Origin of the sequence: Candidatus Nitrosotalea sinensis (genome assembly GCF_900143675.1) — an archaeon.
In the GTDB taxonomy this organism is placed as follows: domain Archaea; phylum Thermoproteota; class Nitrososphaeria; order Nitrososphaerales; family Nitrosopumilaceae; genus Nitrosotalea; species Nitrosotalea sinensis.
The window spans coordinates 64214-82542 of the sequence record NZ_FRFC01000001.1 but is presented as its reverse complement, the minus strand read 5'-3'; the positions used below and the strand labels follow the sequence as shown (position 1 = coordinate 82542).

The 18329-nt window shown below is 35.4% G+C and carries 20 protein-coding genes and 1 tRNA gene; 6 read left to right on the top strand and 15 right to left on the bottom strand.

Annotation, left to right across the window (positions count from 1 at the left end; translation table 11 throughout):
* Positions 1 to 25: 25 nt before the first annotated feature.
* Genes NSIN_RS00460 through NSIN_RS00405 form a run of 12 tightly spaced genes read right to left on the bottom strand, consistent with a single transcriptional unit; the run spans position 26 to position 9655 of the window.
* The gene (locus NSIN_RS00460) at positions 26 to 298 is read right to left on the bottom strand and encodes a UPF0147 family protein (RefSeq protein WP_101008856.1); all 273 of its coding nucleotides are present in this window, start codon (positions 296 to 298) and stop codon (positions 26 to 28) included.
* 47 nt (positions 299 to 345) lie between these two features.
* On the bottom strand, positions 346 to 654 hold the full coding sequence (locus NSIN_RS00455; protein ID WP_101008855.1) for a Rieske (2Fe-2S) protein: 309 nt from the start codon (positions 652 to 654) through the stop codon (positions 346 to 348).
* A gap of 52 nt (positions 655 to 706) precedes the next feature.
* Positions 707 to 1567 (bottom strand): fumarylacetoacetate hydrolase family protein, encoded by an 861-nt coding sequence (locus tag NSIN_RS00450; RefSeq protein ID WP_101008854.1) that lies wholly within the window; start codon positions 1565 to 1567, stop codon positions 707 to 709.
* A 5-nt stretch (positions 1568 to 1572) separates the two neighbouring features.
* Entirely contained in the window at positions 1573 to 3279 is a 1707-nt protein-coding gene (locus NSIN_RS00445) for a glutamate--tRNA ligase (RefSeq protein ID WP_101008853.1), read from the bottom strand.
* Positions 3280 to 4263, bottom strand: coding sequence for a polyprenyl synthetase family protein (locus NSIN_RS00440; RefSeq protein WP_101008852.1), 984 nt, complete (start codon positions 4261 to 4263; stop codon positions 3280 to 3282).
* Positions 4260 to 4901 (bottom strand): isopentenyl-diphosphate Delta-isomerase, encoded by a 642-nt coding sequence (gene idi / locus NSIN_RS00435; RefSeq protein WP_101008851.1) that lies wholly within the window; start codon positions 4899 to 4901, stop codon positions 4260 to 4262. Before idi ends, NSIN_RS00440 begins: the two co-directional genes overlap by 4 nt.
* 1 nt (position 4902) lies before the next feature.
* Complete coding sequence (locus tag NSIN_RS00430; RefSeq protein ID WP_101009003.1) at positions 4903 to 5643, bottom strand: isopentenyl phosphate kinase; 741 nt, start codon at positions 5641 to 5643, stop codon at positions 4903 to 4905.
* A gap of 59 nt (positions 5644 to 5702) precedes the next feature.
* On the bottom strand, positions 5703 to 6662 hold the full coding sequence (gene mvk, locus NSIN_RS00425) for a mevalonate kinase (protein WP_101008850.1): 960 nt from the start codon (positions 6660 to 6662) through the stop codon (positions 5703 to 5705).
* The gene (gene amrB / locus NSIN_RS00420; RefSeq protein WP_101008849.1) at positions 6659 to 7495 is read right to left on the bottom strand and encodes an AmmeMemoRadiSam system protein B; all 837 of its coding nucleotides are present in this window, start codon (positions 7493 to 7495) and stop codon (positions 6659 to 6661) included. The genes mvk and amrB overlap by 4 nt, the downstream gene beginning before the upstream one ends.
* Positions 7496 to 7497: 2 nt before the next feature.
* Positions 7498 to 8169 carry a 30S ribosomal protein S2 gene (gene rpsB, locus NSIN_RS00415; RefSeq protein ID WP_101008848.1) on the bottom strand — a complete coding sequence of 224 codons (672 nt, stop codon included), beginning with the start codon at positions 8167 to 8169 and terminating at the stop codon, positions 7498 to 7500.
* 9 nt (positions 8170 to 8178) lie between these two features.
* On the bottom strand, positions 8179 to 9417 hold the full coding sequence (gene eno, locus NSIN_RS00410; RefSeq protein ID WP_101008847.1) for a phosphopyruvate hydratase: 1239 nt from the start codon (positions 9415 to 9417) through the stop codon (positions 8179 to 8181).
* Between the two features lies 1 nt (position 9418).
* On the bottom strand, positions 9419 to 9655 hold the full coding sequence (locus tag NSIN_RS00405; RefSeq protein WP_101009002.1) for a DNA-directed RNA polymerase subunit N: 237 nt from the start codon (positions 9653 to 9655) through the stop codon (positions 9419 to 9421).
* 53 nt (positions 9656 to 9708) lie between these two features.
* Here NSIN_RS00405 and NSIN_RS00400 point away from each other — a divergent pair.
* The 4 genes from NSIN_RS00400 (at position 9709) to cobT (ending at position 12324) form a co-directional block, all read left to right on the top strand.
* Positions 9709 to 9793, top strand: a tRNA-Leu gene (locus tag NSIN_RS00400).
* 207 nt (positions 9794 to 10000) lie between these two features.
* Positions 10001 to 10654, top strand: a complete 654-nt coding sequence (locus NSIN_RS00395; protein WP_101008846.1) for an NAD(P)H-hydrate epimerase — start codon at positions 10001 to 10003, stop codon at positions 10652 to 10654.
* A complete protein-coding gene (locus NSIN_RS00390; protein ID WP_101008845.1) occupies positions 10651 to 11265 on the top strand; it encodes an MBL fold metallo-hydrolase in 615 nt (204 codons plus the stop codon). Before NSIN_RS00395 ends, NSIN_RS00390 begins: the two co-directional genes overlap by 4 nt.
* Positions 11266 to 11268: 3 nt before the next feature.
* A complete protein-coding gene (gene cobT, locus NSIN_RS00385) occupies positions 11269 to 12324 on the top strand; it encodes a nicotinate mononucleotide-dependent phosphoribosyltransferase CobT (RefSeq protein ID WP_101009001.1) in 1056 nt (351 codons plus the stop codon).
* Here cobT and glmS read toward each other — a convergent pair.
* Genes glmS through NSIN_RS00370 form a run of 3 tightly spaced genes read right to left on the bottom strand, consistent with a single transcriptional unit; the run spans position 12317 to position 15279 of the window.
* Complete coding sequence (gene glmS / locus NSIN_RS00380) at positions 12317 to 14077, bottom strand: glutamine--fructose-6-phosphate transaminase (isomerizing) (RefSeq protein WP_101008844.1); 1761 nt, start codon at positions 14075 to 14077, stop codon at positions 12317 to 12319. The genes cobT and glmS overlap by 8 nt on opposite strands.
* 44 nt (positions 14078 to 14121) lie before the next feature.
* On the bottom strand, positions 14122 to 14661 hold the full coding sequence (locus NSIN_RS00375) for a 30S ribosomal protein S4 (protein ID WP_101008843.1): 540 nt from the start codon (positions 14659 to 14661) through the stop codon (positions 14122 to 14124).
* Between the two features lie 9 nt (positions 14662 to 14670).
* Complete coding sequence (locus NSIN_RS00370; RefSeq protein WP_101008842.1) at positions 14671 to 15279, bottom strand: 30S ribosomal protein S13; 609 nt, start codon at positions 15277 to 15279, stop codon at positions 14671 to 14673.
* Positions 15280 to 15364: 85 nt separating this feature from the next.
* Between NSIN_RS00370 and NSIN_RS00365 the strand changes: the two genes are divergently transcribed.
* Together NSIN_RS00365 and NSIN_RS00360 are read left to right on the top strand one after the other, a co-directional pair.
* Positions 15365 to 17002 (top strand): sigma 54-interacting transcriptional regulator, encoded by a 1638-nt coding sequence (locus tag NSIN_RS00365; RefSeq protein WP_133124017.1) that lies wholly within the window; start codon positions 15365 to 15367, stop codon positions 17000 to 17002.
* Positions 16989 to 18329: a VWA domain-containing protein gene (locus NSIN_RS00360; protein ID WP_218192576.1), complete on the top strand. Its 1341-nt coding sequence runs from the start codon at positions 16989 to 16991 to the stop codon at positions 18327 to 18329. The genes NSIN_RS00365 and NSIN_RS00360 overlap by 14 nt, the downstream gene beginning before the upstream one ends.

The window sequence follows — 18329 nt, the reverse complement described above, 5'->3', positions numbered from 1 at the left end:
TCTTCATGATACGTACACGCTGAATTTATTCTCTTATTCTTTCCAGGGCAGAAACTGCTTGCCATAATGTGACCCTGACATATGACGGCATGTTTGGATCCTGCGATATGTCATCGAGTATGCTTATTGCATTTGCAGCCCTTACAGATACTGGGAAATCCTGTTTTTTCAATTCTGCTACAAGATCAGTCAAGTCTTTCTTGATGTTTCTCGGTGTAGAAGGATTTGAGGCAATTTCTGCTAATGTGTTGATGGCCGTATTTAGAGTATCAATATTTGGATCCTTTTTTTCGACCATTGAGCATTCAAGCTTATGCTAATTGAGCTTATTTTATAAAGTTTGCATTATACTTCTACAAAGACATTTTCTGATTCTATAATCACTTTGTATGAATTCAAATCTTTTACTTTGACTGGAAATTCTGCAAGTTTGCCTGTTCTGCAATCAAATTTTGCATTATGCCATCCACACGTCACAATTTGTCCGTCTAAATTCCCTTCTGAAAGACTTGCTCCTGCATGCGTACAAGTATCATTTATTGCATAAAGCATCCCATCTATATTTGCAACAAGAATGTCTTTTCCATCTATAGTGACTTTTTGCATTTTGCCAGGTACAAAATCACTAGTTTTTCCAATTATTATTTTTCCCATGTAGTGAAACTGTATTACGTCTTAATAATTTTAATGCATGAATAAAATTCTGTTACACGAACTTGACTGTATTTTGTAATTTTCCAAGATGTTCTATTTCCATCTCTATTTTATCTCCGTCTTTTAAAAATACTGCATCTGGTTTATTGAGCATGACTCCTGCTGGCGTTCCAGTTGATATTATGTCTCCTTTTTCTAATGTCATTGCTTTGCTTAGTAGTGACACAATTGAATATACCTTTAGATGCATGTTTGATGTAGATGAATTTTGTCTAATACTTCCATTAACTTTGGTCATCATTTTCAAATTCTGAGGTTCTGGTATTTCGTCCGCAGAAGTTATCCATGGTCCACATGGTGCAAATGTATCAAAACCTTTTGCTCTGGTAAATTGTTTATCTTTTGCTTGTATGTCTCGTGCAGAAGTATCGTTTAAGATCATATATCCGAAAATAGATTCTTTTGCCTCTTTTTCTGATATGTTTTTACAATCTTTGCCAATTATTACTGCAAGTTCTATTTCATAATCAAGCTTTGAAACAAATGATGGACATATGATGTCTGATGTAGCTCCGTTAAGTGTTGTTCTGGGTTTGATTACTATGGCCGGCTCATCCGGGGGAATCAAATTCTGTTCTTTTGCATGATCTTTGTAATTGAATGCCAAACAAATTATTTTTGATGGATTTGGAATCGGAGGTAATAATTTGTAATCTGCCAAGTTTTCAGTATATTGTAAATTCTTTACATTGTTTTTTATCTCATCATACCATCCATCAAACAAAAAGTCTTTGATACTTTGTGGTATGGGAATTCCTGTCTGAGCTGTCATATTTTCTCTTGTCAGAACTTTGTTCTCGTTGACAAAAGCATATGTTTCCATATTTTGTCTAAGCAATCGTGCAATTTTCATTTTCTTCACTTGTGTGTGTATATCGCTTGGTTTGCAGAATCTTTTCTGCAATATCCGAATCTTATGAACTGAATTTCTGATCCCACATTTAATTCTAAGTAGTATTGCTCTGTTAAAGCCTTCTTGACTTCTAGACTATCTTCGTTAAATTGGTCATCATTGAATAGTATTTTTGGTATCAACACCTCTAAATTCACAGGATTTTTTTGTGTAATCCATTGTATCTTTGGTATATTTGATTTATGACCTGTATCAATAACCTCACATTCTATTTCTTGTCCTATCTTTGTTATTCTAACATTATATGCTTCAAGTAATCTTATCTCCTCTCCAATCTTCAATGTTTTTGCATCGTCTCCTGATATGTAGAAAGTTCCATCTATTGCAATCTTTCTTTTACCCATCTCTGTTTGTGGATGATTTGAAATCTCTATCTCGGTAAGATTATTGTTGATGACTCTTAGCTTTACAGGATCAAAAACAATGAACAATCTTACACTGGTAGGATCAACTATCTTTCTGTTAAACGATTCAAGTGTCTCAAATGGTGGCATAGTATCAGATTTGGTAAATCCTAACGAAAGAATAAATTTTCTAATAGCTTCTGGAACAATACCTCTTCTACGTAATCCCTCTAAAGTGGGAAGTCTGGGATCATCAAACCCTGATACTTTTCCCTCCTCTACTAACGGTTTCAAAACTCGTTTGGATACGGGCATCCCTTGAAATTCTAATCTTGAAAACTCTAACATCTTTGGTTTCCGCATATTCATTTTATCAAGTAATGTGTAATAGAGCTCTGTTCGTAATTCATATTCTTTTGTTCTAAAAGCATGTGTTATTCCATCTATGCTGTCTTCTATTGCTACTGCAAAGTCATAATTTGGCCATACTCTGTACTTATCCTTGTGAATTGGATGAGATTCGTCTATTATTCTAAGTAACGTAGGATCTCTCATCACTGTATTGTCTGAATTCATATTTCCTCGGAACCTTACTATTGCTTCTCCCGGCTTGAATTTATCGAACATTTTATTCCATCGAGTTATGTTTTGATCCTTATCTCCTAAACTACACTTGCATGATTTCTTCTCTCTTCTATTGTTGCTAATTGTCTCTTTGTCACATGTGCATACGTATGCATCGCCTGAATCAATAAGTTCTCTAGCTTTACTGTAGATTATCTCCATGTCATCAGAAGTATTTTTTACACGATCATATTTGACTCCAAGCCAATCTAGGCCTACTTTTATGGCCGCATAATATTCTAGGCGCTCCTTTTCTGGATTGGTGTCATCAAATCTTAGAATGAGTTTTCCACCATACATTTTAGCATATTCTTCATCTATGATTGAAGCCTTTGCATGACCTATGTGTGGATAACCATTTGGCTCTGGTGGAAATCTGGTTATTACATTTCCTTGTTCTGCTCCTTCAAGTGGTGGAAGCCCAGTTCTTTCTTGTTTTGGTTTTGTTACTAAAAGTTCTGCATATTTATTCTTGAGTTCCTCTTTTTGTAATTCAACTGATAATTTGTTAACTTCTTCTACAATTTCTGAAATGAGCGGAATTATCTCTTTGATTTTTGAGCGAAGTTCTGGTTTGATTCCCATCACTTTTGGAATAACTGAATCATTTCTAGTCTTACCATCATGTTCTGATGCATTAAGAAGAGCAATACCTCTTATTACTCTCTTTACATCATCACTCAATTATAGGCTCCTCTCTACCACGAAATCAAGTAATGAGAGTAATTCATTTTTTGCTGTTCCATTGTATGTTGATATTGATTTCTTGGCAACATTGGAATGTTGCAGAGCTTTATGCTTGATTGCACTCTCAATTCCAAGGGCAGCAATTGTTGATACTGCCTTTTGTACTTCTGTTTTTGAAGCAGTATGATTTCCAAATGCTTTGAGGATGATTCTCCTTTCTTGCTTGCTTGCTTTTTTTATTGCCATGAGAATTGGTAGTGATTTTTTTCCTTCCCTGATGTCATTTCCTACTGGTTTTTTTGTAATCTTTGGATCCCCCGTGACACCGATTAAATCATCAATTATCTGAAACGCAATTCCTAAATTTCTTCCAAATGTGGATAATCTTTTGACATCTGCATCATTTTTGTCGGCTGATATTGCTCCCATAGCACAAGATGCTACAAATAATGATGATGTCTTTTTTTCAATCATTTTTATGTATTGATCCTCACTTGGTATCTTACTTGATTTTGCCATGTTGATGTCAAGCGTTTGTCCTTCACATACATCAGTACAAGCCTTTGCTAGGGTAGATACTAAATTCAAACCAATACTGGCTGTCTTACCAAAATATGGATTTGATATAGTCTCAAATGCCCTAGAGAATAATAAATCTCCAGCTAGAATTCCCACCGGCATTCCAAATCGCATGTGAACTGTAGGAACTCCATGTCTCATCTCATCATTATCCATTATGTCATCATGAACAAGTGTGAAATTATGCACCATTTCAACTGCGGCAGCAGCAGCCATTGCCTGTTTCTTATTTCCTCCTACAATTTGACAGCTTTTGATCACCATGTATGGTCTGAGTCGTTTTCCTCCGTGTTCTATCAAATAGCTCGCAGCACTGTATAATTCTCTTGGTTCTCCTCTGAGTCTGGATGCAAGAAATGAATCTACAGTAGATACTGTTTTTGTAATATTTTCAAATTTCATTCTTTTTTAAGCTCCCATTTATGATCTGGAAAATGATACTCTAATGATTTTTCTAGATTGTTTCTAAGTTGCTCATTATTTTTCCACTTGTTGATAATCTCTTTGTGTCTATCGTTAATGTTTTGACTTGACTCTGATAAGAAATAGAGTGCAACTAACATCCAAGGACAGAAAATCTGCGGTGAATTAATAATCTCTGCTGATACTTGTTCTAAAGATACCCATCTTATGTCTGAAATCTCATCTTTTACAAGTTTTATTCCTGTAGGATCATCTAGTATTCCAATCAATGTTCCGCAAACTTCGTTTTCTGATCCTATGTCTTTGTATGGTACATGGTATTCAAATTTATAGAGATAGTCTAGCTTGCATGTTACTCCTAATTCTTCTGGTAATCTTCTTTCTGCAGAAGAGATGTAATTTTCTGATTGCCTTGGATGGCTTGCCACAGTTCCATCCCAGTCTCCAGGCCATAGCATCTTACTCATACTTCTTTGAGTAAGCAAAAGTTTTCCTTCCCTGTTGAACAAAAATATGGTAAAAGCTCTATGAAGTTTCCCGTTAGGCAAATGGCATTTTACTTTCTCTTCAGTTCCTATCTGTTTATCATTACTATCTACTAGGATTAGATATTCCATACTATCCCCTGAATATAGTCCCCTCAAAACTCTTGCCATTTATTGCATTTGTTATTCTTTTTGGATGGTTTCCATTTACAAAGAAAACATTGATTCCATTCTTTGATATGGTAAATGCTTCCTTTATTTTACGAGACATACCTCCCGTTACGTCCATTTTTACCTCTGAAGTTATTGGCATCTCCTTAGTGATTTCATTTAGGAGTCTCTTACTTTTCATGTCTGCATATACTCCATCCACATTAGTAACAAAAATTACCAGACGTGGACGTAATAGTTTTGAAAGAATCCCCATTATTTTATCTCCTGATAAAATGTAAAATTTGTTCTTTCCAAACCACATTGCATCTCCGTATGAAACTGGTATTAAACCGGTCTTGGCTATCTTGGGAATCTCTTTTACTTTTTCTGTATTTGGTTTATTCCCTATCATGAAATCACTAGGGGGTAAACAATATGGATTCAAACCTGATTCAAAAAATAATTCTAATACAATTCTGTTAAGATCTACCATGGAATTCTTTACTGCTGCAACTCCTTTTGGTTGATGTTTCTGAGGTTTTGTATGCATATCATACTTGACTGACCAATAATGTCCAAAAGAACCACCGCCATGTACTATTATGATTGGTTCTTTTACATTTCTGAGACTTGATGCAATTTTTCTTATTGCATTTCTATTGGGCGTTAATGGTTTTTCCTTGTTTGTGATTATTGAACCTCCAAGCTTAATTAGGATCATGATTTTTATCAATGATGTATACTGTTTTAAAAAGTATCTCTCTAAAATGACATGTCATGTCAAGACTGTTCGTATCTTAATCCTGAGTGATCTATTCTTGTGATAAAGCAATCTGAAATTTTCTGTAGATTGTTTAGTGTTTTCTTTCTATTGTGATCATCTACCAGGGATATTGTACATCCGCCTCCCCCTGCTCCTGTTATCTTTGCTCCGTATGATGTCAATTTTGCTTCGTTGATCATCAAATCTATCTTCTCTGTAGATACTCCTATTTTCTTTAATAACTCGTGATTCTTTGACATCAATAAACCAAGTTCGTTGATATTGTTTTTTTCTAGAGCTACAGTCGCATTTCTGATTATCTCTTCTTCTTGCTTACATAGATTGAAAAAAAGACTCTCATTTTTTTCTTTGAAATTTTTAACTTGTTGCACAACTTCTTCAGTATTGTGGGTTTGACCTGAATTTGATATTATAAAGTTCAAATTATTTTTTGATAATATGTTGTGAAATCCAGTACTTCGATCATATGATGCTAATCCTCCAAATACTGATATTGATGCATCTGCTCCTGAATTCTGTTCAAAAATTGTTCGTTCTGCCTCGATGGCAATTTTTAATACTTCTTCCCTTGTTAATTTACCAAACAAACCGTTTACCGAAGCTGCTACTGCAACGCAAGCGGCAGATGACGATCCTAAGCCTACTCCTGCCGGTATTTGGGACTCTAAAACTACTTCGATACCTGTGCTTTCATTTCTTTCTTTCATTGTTTTCTGTATGATGTAAAAAAAAGGCTTCATGAATTTTGGTGATATGCTGTCTAAACCCTCTAATGCATCAAGTTTCATACTTGATTCTCCTAAGGATGATTTTATTTTGATTATTTTTTCATCTATGCACTGAGATGTGGCAATTATTCTTTTATCTATAGAACATAGTATGGCCTTTACTCCGTATACCACAAAATGTTCCCCAAAAAGAATAATCTTTCCGGGTGCTGATGCTACTGATTTCATGAAAAAACTATCGATGCATATCCGACCACTGAGCTCTTATCTCCTGATATGTCACCACTGGTAGCATATCTGATTAATGTCCCACTGTTTGCTCCAAGCTCTTTACAAGCCATCATGGTGGATGCAATCGCTCCATATCCACAAGCACTGATCTGTTTTTTTTGCAAAATATTATAAAATTTATTCACGTTCAATTCTACTATTGCATCTATCAAAGATTTGTCTTTCTTATGTGCTATGTCATTTGGTTCGTAATGTGTAAAATCTGAAGATCCTATCACTATTGTTTTTCTGTTTTTTGCAATTTTTGCTATGCTTTTACCAACCTCTAGAGCAGTTTCTAACCTCTGATCATTCAAAATTATTGGTAAAATCTTGAATGTGTGCTGAAATATTTTTTGAAGCATAGGAATTTGTACTTCCAAACAATGATCCTTTGAATGCGCAAAGAAATCTAGCTCTATGTGTTGTACCATGTTATTGATTTCTATTGCAGCTTGAGTGTCTACCTCTATGTCTCCCATGGGAGTTCTCCATGTGCATTCTTTCATGGTTGCTATGTTCTGTCCAATTCCCCAGTGATTCGGTCCTATGATTATGACCAGATCTGGTTTCTGTCCTGATATTTCATAATAAGAATTTGCAGCTATTGGACCTGAGTATTGATATCCTGCATGAGGACATATGATGCCAATAATTTTTTTATCTGTATGAGAAGGTGGTAATTTTTCTGGTCCGTATTTATGTAAAAAACATTTTTCTATTGTTGTCTCTAATTCTTGCTTGTCTTTTGGGTAGAACATACCTGCCACAGCAGGCGTCCTTACCTGCATTGTTATTGCCTCTGTGTTCTTGTTCTCTGAGGGGGAATTCGTTCTGTCTCTTCTTCTAACTCTTCTTCTGTTATTTTAGTTTCAAAGTCATCTATTTGATATTGCATGGAATCTGCATTTTTTATCTTGCCTTTCTGCAATAGTATTTCTCTTGCCAAAAGCCAATATATTGCGGCCAATGATTTTCTACCTCTGTTATTTGCTGGTATTACAAGATCTAACTTTGATGTAACGTTGTCTGTATTGGAAATTCCTATTACTGGAATACCTGCATTGGTGGCTTCAATTACTGCCTGTTCATCTACCTGTGGATCTGACACAAAAACTAGTTGTGGTTCTATGTAGTATGGTAATGATGGATTTGTCAAAGTTCCAGGCATAAATCTTCCAAGCATTGGAGTTGTACCTGTAACCTCACAAAATTTTTCAACAGGGGTGCTAGCATATTCTCTGCCTGAACAGACTATTATCTTTGTAGAATCTGATCTGTTGATGAACTTTGCAGCTGTTTGAATTCTGGATAATGTCTTTTTACTGTCAATTATGTAAAGTCCCTCATTAGTAGCCTTGGTAACAAATGGAGTCATGAATTTTGTTTTTACTTGTGTTCCTACTCGTATTCCAGTAGATAGCACATATTTCTCCATGTGATCAAGTTCTTCTTGTTTACTCATTCTGTGTTTTTAAATCTCGGCCATTCCACGTATTAAATCATACTCTGAAAGTCGTACAAGTTCATTTAATTTTGCTATTCGTTCTCCGCCTATTATCCCCACCTTGAGCATCTTTGACTTGGTGGCAAGTCCTATGTGAGATATATGCGAGTCTATGGATTCACCAGATCTGTGTGATGTAATCAATCTCACGTTGTTCTTATTTGCTTCTTTTGCAAACTCCAATGCATCGTATAAGCTTCCCGCCTGATTTACCTTTAATATTGCACCGTTACAGGCCTTGATTTTTATTGCTTTTTTAAGAATTTGAGTATTTGTCACTAGTAAATCATCTCCGGTTATGAGTACACGTGGAAATCTTTTGGTTAACACTGACATATCATTGAACGCTTCTTCGTGGACAGCATCTTCAGCATACACAAGTTTGTATTTTTTTATTATGCTTGAAGCAAATTCGATCTGTTCTTCTGGTGTGTTTTCGAATCCTGCTCTATTGTAAACATATTTTTTCTTTTTCTCATTCCATTGAGTCGATGAAGCGAAATCTACTCCAAGTGAGACTTCTTTTCCCAATGTGAAACCTAGTTGTTCACATGCTTTTGCTGATATCTCTAATGCTTCATCATTTTTTAATTTAGGAGCCCACCCTCCTTCGTCACCTCTTCCATTTGTAAAACTTGGATCTCTTTTTGCAAGAATTTTTCCAACTTCTTTGTGTATGGACAAATTAGTTTCTATTGCATCTTGAATATTTTTAGATCCTGTGGCGCAGACTAGTATTTCCTGAATATCTGGTGTGCCAGGTCCTGCATGAGCTCCTCCACCAAGAATGTTTCCAAGTGGAAGTGGATATCTAAAGGTTGAATCTTTTGATAATATTTGGAACATGGGTGTTTCTAATGCTCTTGCTGCAGATTCTGTTGCTGCAATGGTCAATGCAAATGCCAGTGAGCCACCTATTTTTGAATAATTAGGAGTTTGATCAATATCTCGAAGTGTCTCATGAATTGTTTTGAGATCTGATGAATCTAATCCAATGAATTTTTTCTTATTTTTTTGTAAAATGTCGATGCTTTTTTCAGGTTTATCCTGAGGAAAACTTTGTGCTTCATGTTTTCCAACACTTGCACCTGATGGGGCACAAACTCTCCCCAGATATTTTTCATCTGATATTACATCAACTTCTATTGTTTTACTTCCTCTGCTATTGTATAATATTCTGCCCGTTATCGATGTGATCCGTGGCATTCTATTCTAATTCAGATCTTACTTCTTGTTCTCTTCGTTTAATAGCTTCGTAAAATGGGATTACTTGATGAATTGTTTCAACTGATGTCAAAATCATAGATCTGCAACAATATCTCTTAAAACCAAAAGAATCTAAAACTTTGCCCGGATCTTCTCCTCCCTTGACACGACTCTGATATTCCTTAAACTTGTCGGCAATTAAATTTCCACAAGTAAAACATCTGACAGGAATTAACACAGTCACAAAAAGTAATCAAGGCTTATAAAAACCATACATGGGTAAAACCAATTGCGGGAGTCGCCCAGCCTGGTCAAAGGCGCTAGCTTGAGGGGCTAGTATCTTAGGATTTCGAGGGTTCAAATCCCTTCTCCCGCATACAAATTTACAAAAATGCCCTGACTGAACACATCATTTTTGAATAATTTGAAATCTTGTTTTGCAAAATAAAATTCTGGTCGTTTGTTCATTCTCAATAATGTACTCCTATTGATCTCTGTTCAACCCTAGTAAACCACTATCTTGATAATTCTTTGATCTATGTAATTGGTAAAGCCCTTATTTGACATGAAATTCAATATTGATATGGAAATTACTGTTAAGCAAATGATGCAAATTGAAGAGAATGGTCACCAAATGGGTTTCTTCAGAAAATTAATGATGGAAAATGCTGGAGCTATCACTACAAGACATATTGTTGAACGTTATCCTGATTTACGATCTGTGAAGATATTTGTTTTTGCTGGATTGGGGAATAATGGGGGAGATGCCTTTGTTGTTGCTAGACATATTGCAGCATTTGATGGTAATCCAACTGTGGTCCTTTTAGGAAATCCTGACAAGATAAAAACAGAGGAAGCAAATTCTAACTGGAAAATTCTAGAAAAAATGAACTCAATAAATCTCATCATTACTTCTGATCCTAGTAAAATCATGCTTGATGCAGATGTAATAGTGGATGGGATTTTGGGTACTGGGATATATGGTAAAATCAGGGAACCGTATTCCTCAGCAATAGACTTGATAAACAAATCTAATGCCTTCAAATTATCTGTTGATGTGCCATCAGGACTTGATCCTGATACTGGAATAGTACATGACAAATGTGTAAAGGCTGATCTAACTATAACTTATCATAAAATGAAAATTGGAATGCCTAAGGGTCAGGATATGTGTGGCACGATTGTGGTTGAAAAGATAGGTATTCCTCCTGAGGCAGAGATTGGTGTATTATCTTGAAAGTGCATCAACTTCAAGTTGGCAACATGCAAAATTTTACATATGTTGTTGAGGATGAGGAAACAAAAGAATCTGTTATAATAGATCCCTCTTGGGATCTAGATCTTGTAATTGATATTATTGAAAAGAACAATCTCAAAATTAAGTATGTGATAAACACACATCATCATTTTGACCACACTGTGGGAAATGATGCGATGGTAAAATACACCAAATCTAAAATTATACAACACAAGTCATCCACCTTGAAAAATGATATTCCTGTATCCAACGGGGACAAAATACTATTTGGTAAATCAGAACTTGTTGTAATTCATACACCCGGGCACTCTGAAGATAGCATGTGTCTAATTGGTGACGGCAAGATTTTCTCTGGTGATACTCTCTTTGTAGGAAATTGTGGAAGAATTGATCTACCTGGGGGAAGCGGGAGGGAACTGTATCACAGTTTATTCGATGTCCTTTACAAACTTGATGATAATTTGATATTGTATCCAGGACACGATTATGGAAATTCTCCATACTCCAGCATTGGAAAGGAGAAAAAGACAAATTTTGTATTACAGCCTAGAACTGAATCGGAATTTTTAGATTTCATGGGCAGTGATTAATTGATATCAGATATAGAAATACTTGGGAATACACAAAAAGGTATTGAATTCATCAAACGAACTGAACAGAAAAAGTTTCTCTTCTCTCTAGTGATATCATATACTGCAACATCTGAAATACCTGGAATAACCATAGCCGGTGAACATCCTGATCTTATAAAATTCACAGGTCCAGCAGATGCAGAATTTATTCACTATGGGTATTGCAGAAGCATATCTGTCATTCCAATGACTCCTGATGGAAAACCAACACCAGCACTGCTAACAAAAACTGCGCTGGAAGCAGCAAGTATTCCGAGTGTAATAATAAATGCTGGTAGTAAATTATCTCCAAAACTTCCTTTCATCGATATGAATTTAGATTATGGGAAAAATATTGGGAAAGAACCTGCTCTTAGTCTTGATGATGTTGGTAAAGCAGTTGAATATGGAAGAATAATTGGAAGATTTCTTGGAGCTTCAACTGATTGCTTGATAATAGGTGAAAGTATACCTGGTGGTACTACCACTGCAATGGGAACACTTGCAGGATTGGGTGTTACAGGATTGGTTAGTAGCAGCATGCCACAAAATCCTGTAGAATTGAAAAATAAAGTTGTAAAAGATGCACTGCAAAGATTGAACTCAACAGATCCTTTTGAAGTAATCTCACAATTAGGAGATCCAATGATACCGTCTGTTGCAGGTATTCTTAGTACAGCTTCTGAAATCACTAATGTTCTACTAGCAGGAGGCACACAAATGGCTGCAGTGCTTGCCTTTGCAAAAAGCATTGGATTTGAAGGTAAAAACACTGCTGTTGGCACTACTTCTTATGTCGTTGAAGACAAGTCTGCAAACCTTGTAGAAACTATATCTCAAATATTTGATATTCCTATATTGGTTGCAAGGCTTAAGCTTGCAGAATCTCAAATTTCAGGATTAAAATCTTATTCTGAAGGATTTGTAAAAGAAGGTGCAGGTGCTGGAGGCGCATCCATTGGTTGTATGCTAAAAACTGGAATTGATGCTATCAGTCTTTTAGGTCTAATAGAAAAAGAATACCGGAAAATTACTTGACAGTTACTGATTTTGCTAAATTTCTTGGATAATCGGGATCAAAGTCTCTGTCTACTGCAGAATGATATGCAAGAAGTTGTATTGGCACTATTTCTACTAGGGGATACAATGATTCACTGACGCTTGGAATGTCTAACCAATAATCATATACGTCACTTGGCATGTCTGAAATTCCTATTATCTTGGCTCCTCTTGCTTTGATCTCTCTGGCTGATGTTAATGTGTCATTATATGTAGAATCGTTTGGGTTTATGATCAATACGTAAGAATTTGAATCCATCAATGCTAATGGACCATGCTTTAGTTCTCCACCCGGAAGTCCCTCTGCATGTATGTATGTAAGCTCTTTTAACTTCAATGATCCTTCCAAAGCAATTGGGTAATGTATGCCTCTTCCTAATACGTAGATATCTGATACATTTTTCAATCTTTTCGCAACTTCTTTGATTTTCGAATCATTCGATATGATTTTCTTTATTGCTTCTGATGCATTTGTAAGATCTAGTCCTATACAACCATTACATATGTTGTCAACTATTTTGTAAATTACAACCAGTTGTGATGTGAAACTCTTTGTTGCAGCAACTCCTATCTCTGGACCACAATTGAGTCCCATGGCAACAGATGATTGATGTACTAGTGACGATGTCATGATATTAACTATTGATATAATTTTTGATCCTGTTTTTTTTGCTATGTTTACTGTCTCTAACACATCTGCACTTTCTCCACTTTGCGATACTGCAATTAAAATTGATTTTTCTTCAAATATGTCTGGTGAAAACTGTGCTTCACTAGAAATAACTGGGTCTATCTTTATCTTTGCATATTTTGAAAAAAGAAACTTTGCAATTAATGCAGCATTATAACTTGTTCCACTTCCCGTAATGTACACATTTTTTGCATGTTTTATCGAATCTGCTGCTAAATCAATTTCCAGTCTTGTATTATTTCCTGCATTCAGTATTGTTGACGGTTGCTCTGAAATTTCTTTTAAAGTGTAATGTGCATATTCTCCTTTGTATGCATCTGCAAATTCTTTTGATACCTTAGTTATGCTATGTTGTACTGGATTTGCATTAAAATCAAAAATCTTTAGACCGTTGTTATCTATTGTTACAAATTCCTTGTTATCTATGTAAATTACTTCGTCAGTATATTCTACAAATCCTAGCACATCGCTTGAAATGAAATACCCGTCTTTGCTTATCCCTACTATTAACGGTTCATGAAGTCTAGCTGCTGCTAATGTGCCATCTTGAAATACTGCCACAAATGCATAACTTCCTTTCAATTCTGATACTGTATCTGTAATTGATTTCTTAATTTCTCTGGTCTTATCATAGTTGTATTGAAGAAGATTTGCTATTACCTCACTGTCTGTTTGGCTCTTGAATGTGTATCCTTTGTTTTGGAGATCTTTTTTTAACTCTTCGTGATTCTCAATTATTCCATTGTGTACAATGGCCACTTCTCCTGAGCTTGATGGATGAGGATGGGCATTTGTGTCTGTGACCATTCCATGAGTAGCCCACCTTGTATGGCCTATCCCTGTAGTTCCAGAAAGTTCGTCCAACTTTGCAGTTTTGTTCACCTCTAAGACCTTTCCTACTCCTTTTCTTACATTGATCTGATGCTCCGAAAATGTTGCCACTCCTACGCTATCATAACCTCTGTACTCCATCCTCTTCAGGCCCTTTACTATTATGGGAGCAGCTGAACTTACTCCTAGATACCCTATAATTGAACACATCTTGACATGTAATACATCTTATTGCTATAACAATTATTCTATTGTTATTCTGACGGTTGCTCTGTTTTTATTTCTTGAGTCTGTTGGTGTTTTGTTTTACTCAGATCTAGTTTTGGGGACAAATGAATCTGATCTTCTTCTTCCACTTTGACTGTGTATGACGGAATTGTTACTATTCTATCTCCAATCATGACATGGCCGTGTACTACTATTTGTCTTGCTAGATATGGACTCTTTATCGATTCTTTTTTCTGAATGAAAGTTTGTAATCTTCTTGATAAAAAGTCTGTCACCTTGAGATTTAACACGTCATCGAGAGTTGAATTTTCCTTAACTAATCCGACTCTTGCCAGTGATTTCATGAGTATTGGTTCTTTTTTACTTCTAACATCTTGTGTTAATGCTAATAATGATCTTGCTTGATTTCTAATTCTTGAAAGCTCTGTGTGTGCCTTCCATAACTCTCTCTTATTTTTGAGTCCAAAAGTTCCCAACACATGTAATTCTTCGTTCAATAAATCATAATTGAGTGGACGTTTTGGTTTTCTCCACATCTTGCGTGAGTTCTTTGGATGATCTCCCATGTGTTACACCTACTTCTTTTTCTCCGCAGCTGGTTTTGCTGCTGCAGGAGCTGCACCAGCTTTTGGAGCTGCTGCCGCTGCCGGAGCTGCAGCTGCTGCAGGAGCTGCACCAGCTTTTGGAGCTGCTGCACCTTCAGCTGGAGCCCCTGGAGAACCAGCTGGTAAAACTTTACCTCCTTTCTTAACTCCTACTGCACCTCCTTTTCTACCGGTGGTGCGAGTACTCTGACCTCTTACTTTTAATCCATATGTATGTCTAAATCCTCTCCAACTGTTCATACCTTTTTCTCGTTCAATGTCATTTCTCACATTAAAATCAATATCTGAAGTTATCAAATGAAAATTATTGCCTGTGTCCATATCTTTTCGTCTGTTTAGAAACCATGCTGGGATGTTGACCGATGTTGGATCTCTCATGGCCTTTTCTATTTCCTCTACCTGAGACTCTGTAAGAAAACCAACATTGCTGTTTGGATTAATCTTCAATATTTCTAAAAGCGATTTGGCAAAATTGTATCCTATTCCTTTTACTTGGCCAACTCCTATGATAGTCTTTTTAGTACCTGGTATATCCTTACCAGCAATTCTAACAATGTGTCTAAACTCTTGTGAAGACAAGTATTAAAAAATCCCCTATATCCCCGATAAAAACTATGCTAAAACAATAATACTTTAAATCGTATTCGAGGAGTAATTTACCTGAATGTCTTCAGAATATGAAATTCTTGTCAACCGGAGTTATAGTTCTGAACCAAAATATGCTGAAATAATGGCTGGAGTTCCTGAAGATTATGCTCAAATCAAAACACTACGCGATCTTCTAGAAATTAATTACAAAATAGTAGGTGCTAAAGAGCAACTACGCAGAAACTTGATTGCAAAGATAAGATCAAAGAATATTGCATATCCTGGAATACTTGGCTTTGACAATGATGTTGTTCCAGCTCTAGACCGCGCAATATTGTCATATCATGATATGATCTTGGTTGGTCAGATAGGACAAGCGAAAACAAAACTAGCTCAAATAATTGCCGCCAATCTGCTTTCTCCAATGCCTGTCATAAAAGGTAGCATAACTAATGACTGCCCAATGGATCTTCCCGCCCATAATTTAGTATCTCTGCTGGAAGACAAAGAAAATCGTATGTCTATTCCACAATTTTATGTTGATGGTGATAGCATGGAAAAGATTCGTAATGACAAACTTGATACTAAAATAGAATGGGTTGATGGTTTGCGTAGATTCAAGTATGTATTGGCAACCCCAGACATATCTGTTAAGGATCTGGTTGGTCAAATAGATGCAATTCGAGTAACAAAAAAAGGTACAGAAATGTATGAAATTGAATCTTATTTTCCAGGGCAACTAATGCAGGCAAAACATGGATTATTCTGCATTGACGAGTTGCCTGTTCTTGATACTAGAAAACAAGTATCTCTGTTGTCTGTTCTACAAGAAGGTAGATTCACCACTGGTGCATATCCTGTTATATTTGAACCAAAAACAGTATTTTTTGCAACGGCAAATCCTATTGACTACACACATTCTGGAAAAATAATAGAACCACTATATGATAGATTGAAAAGTCACATCCAAACTCATTATCCACGATCTCTTGATGAAGAAATGATGATCATTATTCAGGAAGCAAAAATTCCAAAAGCATTCATCCCGATATTTTTGCTTAAGATTCTCGCAAGAATTGTACAAACAGCTCGTTCTAGTACTGACATAAATCAAGATAAAGGAGTAAGTGTTCGTATAGGGATACATTGTTTAGAACTACTTGTTGGCGAATCAGAAAGAACTCGATCCATAATTAATAATGTGCTAGCTGTTCCAAGACCATGCGATATATTTTCTATTGATCAATCTATAAAATTTGGACTCGCTGAACTTGATGATACATTTGAAAATAGGTCTCAAATCATACGAATTCTCATATCTGACTCCATAAAACACACCTCTTTAGAATACCTGAGTACTGTAGACCCCGCTGTTCTTAATTCCATAAAACAAGAATTTTCAGGAAAATCATTTCATGTGTCTCAAACAATTCTTGGTTCAGGTGATCTCTCTCTATCTTATAACAATCAATTGAAAGATTTCAATTCACTAAAAGATCTTATTTCTAAGATATTCCAAAGGGTTGTATCTGATCAAGAGATGTTTGTCACAGAAATTAAAAAGTATGGAATTTCAAGTGATTCGATGAAAATATCTGAAAGGGTAAATGATGAATTCAAAGCTGGCGTAGTAGAATTAATTCTTGATGGTCTTTGTTGGGTTGAACCAAAAATTCTTGATAGAAAAGATGGTATGTATTTTGGCAACCAGTAATACTCGATTCACGTATTTTCAAAATAATGACAATGCATCTACAAACAACTCTTCTTCTGTTATCTCTGATAAAAAAATTAAACAAGCTCTCAAAATTATCGCAACACAAACTCTAAAAGAAAAAATTCCATCTTTGGCTGATCTACAAAATATGCTTGATAGTGCAATGCCAAATTCTTCAACAAGTAAGTCAGAAAGCAATTCTGAACAAATATCTCAAGTCAGTGATAGTGATGAACCAATTACAAAACGCTTACAAAATCTTGGATATCTTAAAGCCGATAAAAAATGGCTAACAAAAAAAGCTTTTTTTGAAATTGGACAAAAAATTCTTGAAGATGTAATAAAAATAGTTGAAAAAGATACACACGGCTTTCATGAAACTAGGAACATTGGATATAGTAATACAATTCTTGATACAAGCAAAAAACTTGAGATAGGAGATGATATCAAACATCTTGATATTCCTTCTACTGTGTTAAATGCACTTCAACGACAAAAAAGAAAACATGAGATATTGAAACTCCCTTTAGAAATAGATCTTTCTGATTTTGAAAAATTTGAAACAAAAGAAGAAGTAAAGATTGCAATAGTTTATTGTATAGATTTAAGCTCTACCATGAAGTATTCCCTAATCTCCGGTATGGGAACTAGGATAGAAGCTGCAAAAAAAGCCCTATGGGCACTATATGTGTTAAATAACAAATTTTTCCCAAATGATTCTATATACGTAATAGGTTTTGGTTCATTGGCGTCACGTATTGCTCCTCGTGACATCCCGTATTTGAAAACATTTGATGCAAATGATAACTTTCTTCATTATACTAATTATCAAGCAGCATTCAGACTGGCATTGAAAATTCTAAAAAAAGATGGTTCACAAAATAAAAGAATTGTTATGATTACTGACGGTCAACCAAGTGCATGTTTTATAGATGATGAATTACAAAAAAATCAAATCTTGACTGACAAACCATATTCTAATTTCTATAGACCTGATCAGGCAACTATGTCTAAAATAAAAAATGAAAAAGATCTCAATCTGGAAATAAAAAATGAATCTGTGTATCTATGTTACCGCTATAAACAAGTTGATCCTGTAGTGGATGTATCTACATTAAAAGAAGCAAAGAAATGCAAAAAAGAAGGAATTGAAATTGACACTATAATGGTAAGTGATGAACCAGAATTGCTAAACTATGTTGAAAATCTCGAAAAACACCTACAAGGAAGAGCGTATTACATTAATCCTGAAAAAATTGATCAAGTCCTGATAAATGATTTTATATCTAATAAGAAAAAGGCAGTATATTCTAGGACCGGGTAA

Bases quoted from the DNA above. Each gene is read 5' to 3' on its own strand.
- NSIN_RS00460 (WP_101008856.1), bottom strand. From the start codon at position 298: ATGGTCGAAAAAAAGGATCCAAATATTGATACTCTAAATACGGCCATC.
- NSIN_RS00455 (WP_101008855.1), bottom strand. From the start codon at position 654: ATGGGAAAAATAATAATTGGAAAAACTAGTGATTTTGTACCTGGCAAA.
- NSIN_RS00450 (WP_101008854.1), bottom strand. From the start codon at position 1,567: ATGAAAATTGCACGATTGCTTAGACAAAATATGGAAACATATGCTTTT.
- NSIN_RS00440 (WP_101008852.1), bottom strand. From the start codon at position 4,263: ATGAAATTTGAAAATATTACAAAAACAGTATCTACTGTAGATTCATTT.
- idi (WP_101008851.1), bottom strand. From the start codon at position 4,901: ATGGAATATCTAATCCTAGTAGATAGTAATGATAAACAGATAGGAACT.
- NSIN_RS00430 (WP_101009003.1), bottom strand. From the start codon at position 5,643: ATGATCCTAATTAAGCTTGGAGGTTCAATAATCACAAACAAGGAAAAA.
- mvk (WP_101008850.1), bottom strand. From the start codon at position 6,662: ATGAAATCAGTAGCATCAGCACCCGGAAAGATTATTCTTTTTGGGGAA.
- amrB (WP_101008849.1), bottom strand. From the start codon at position 7,495: ATGCAGGTAAGGACGCCTGCTGTGGCAGGTATGTTCTACCCAAAAGAC.
- rpsB (WP_101008848.1), bottom strand. From the start codon at position 8,169: ATGAGTAAACAAGAAGAACTTGATCACATGGAGAAATATGTGCTATCT.
- eno (WP_101008847.1), bottom strand. From the start codon at position 9,417: ATGCCACGGATCACATCGATAACGGGCAGAATATTATACAATAGCAGA.
- NSIN_RS00395 (WP_101008846.1), top strand. From the start codon at position 10,001: ATGGAAATTACTGTTAAGCAAATGATGCAAATTGAAGAGAATGGTCAC.
- glmS (WP_101008844.1), bottom strand. From the start codon at position 14,077: ATGTGTTCAATTATAGGGTATCTAGGAGTAAGTTCAGCTGCTCCCATA.
- NSIN_RS00375 (WP_101008843.1), bottom strand. From the start codon at position 14,661: ATGGGAGATCATCCAAAGAACTCACGCAAGATGTGGAGAAAACCAAAA.
- NSIN_RS00365 (WP_133124017.1), top strand. From the start codon at position 15,365: ATGTCTTCAGAATATGAAATTCTTGTCAACCGGAGTTATAGTTCTGAA.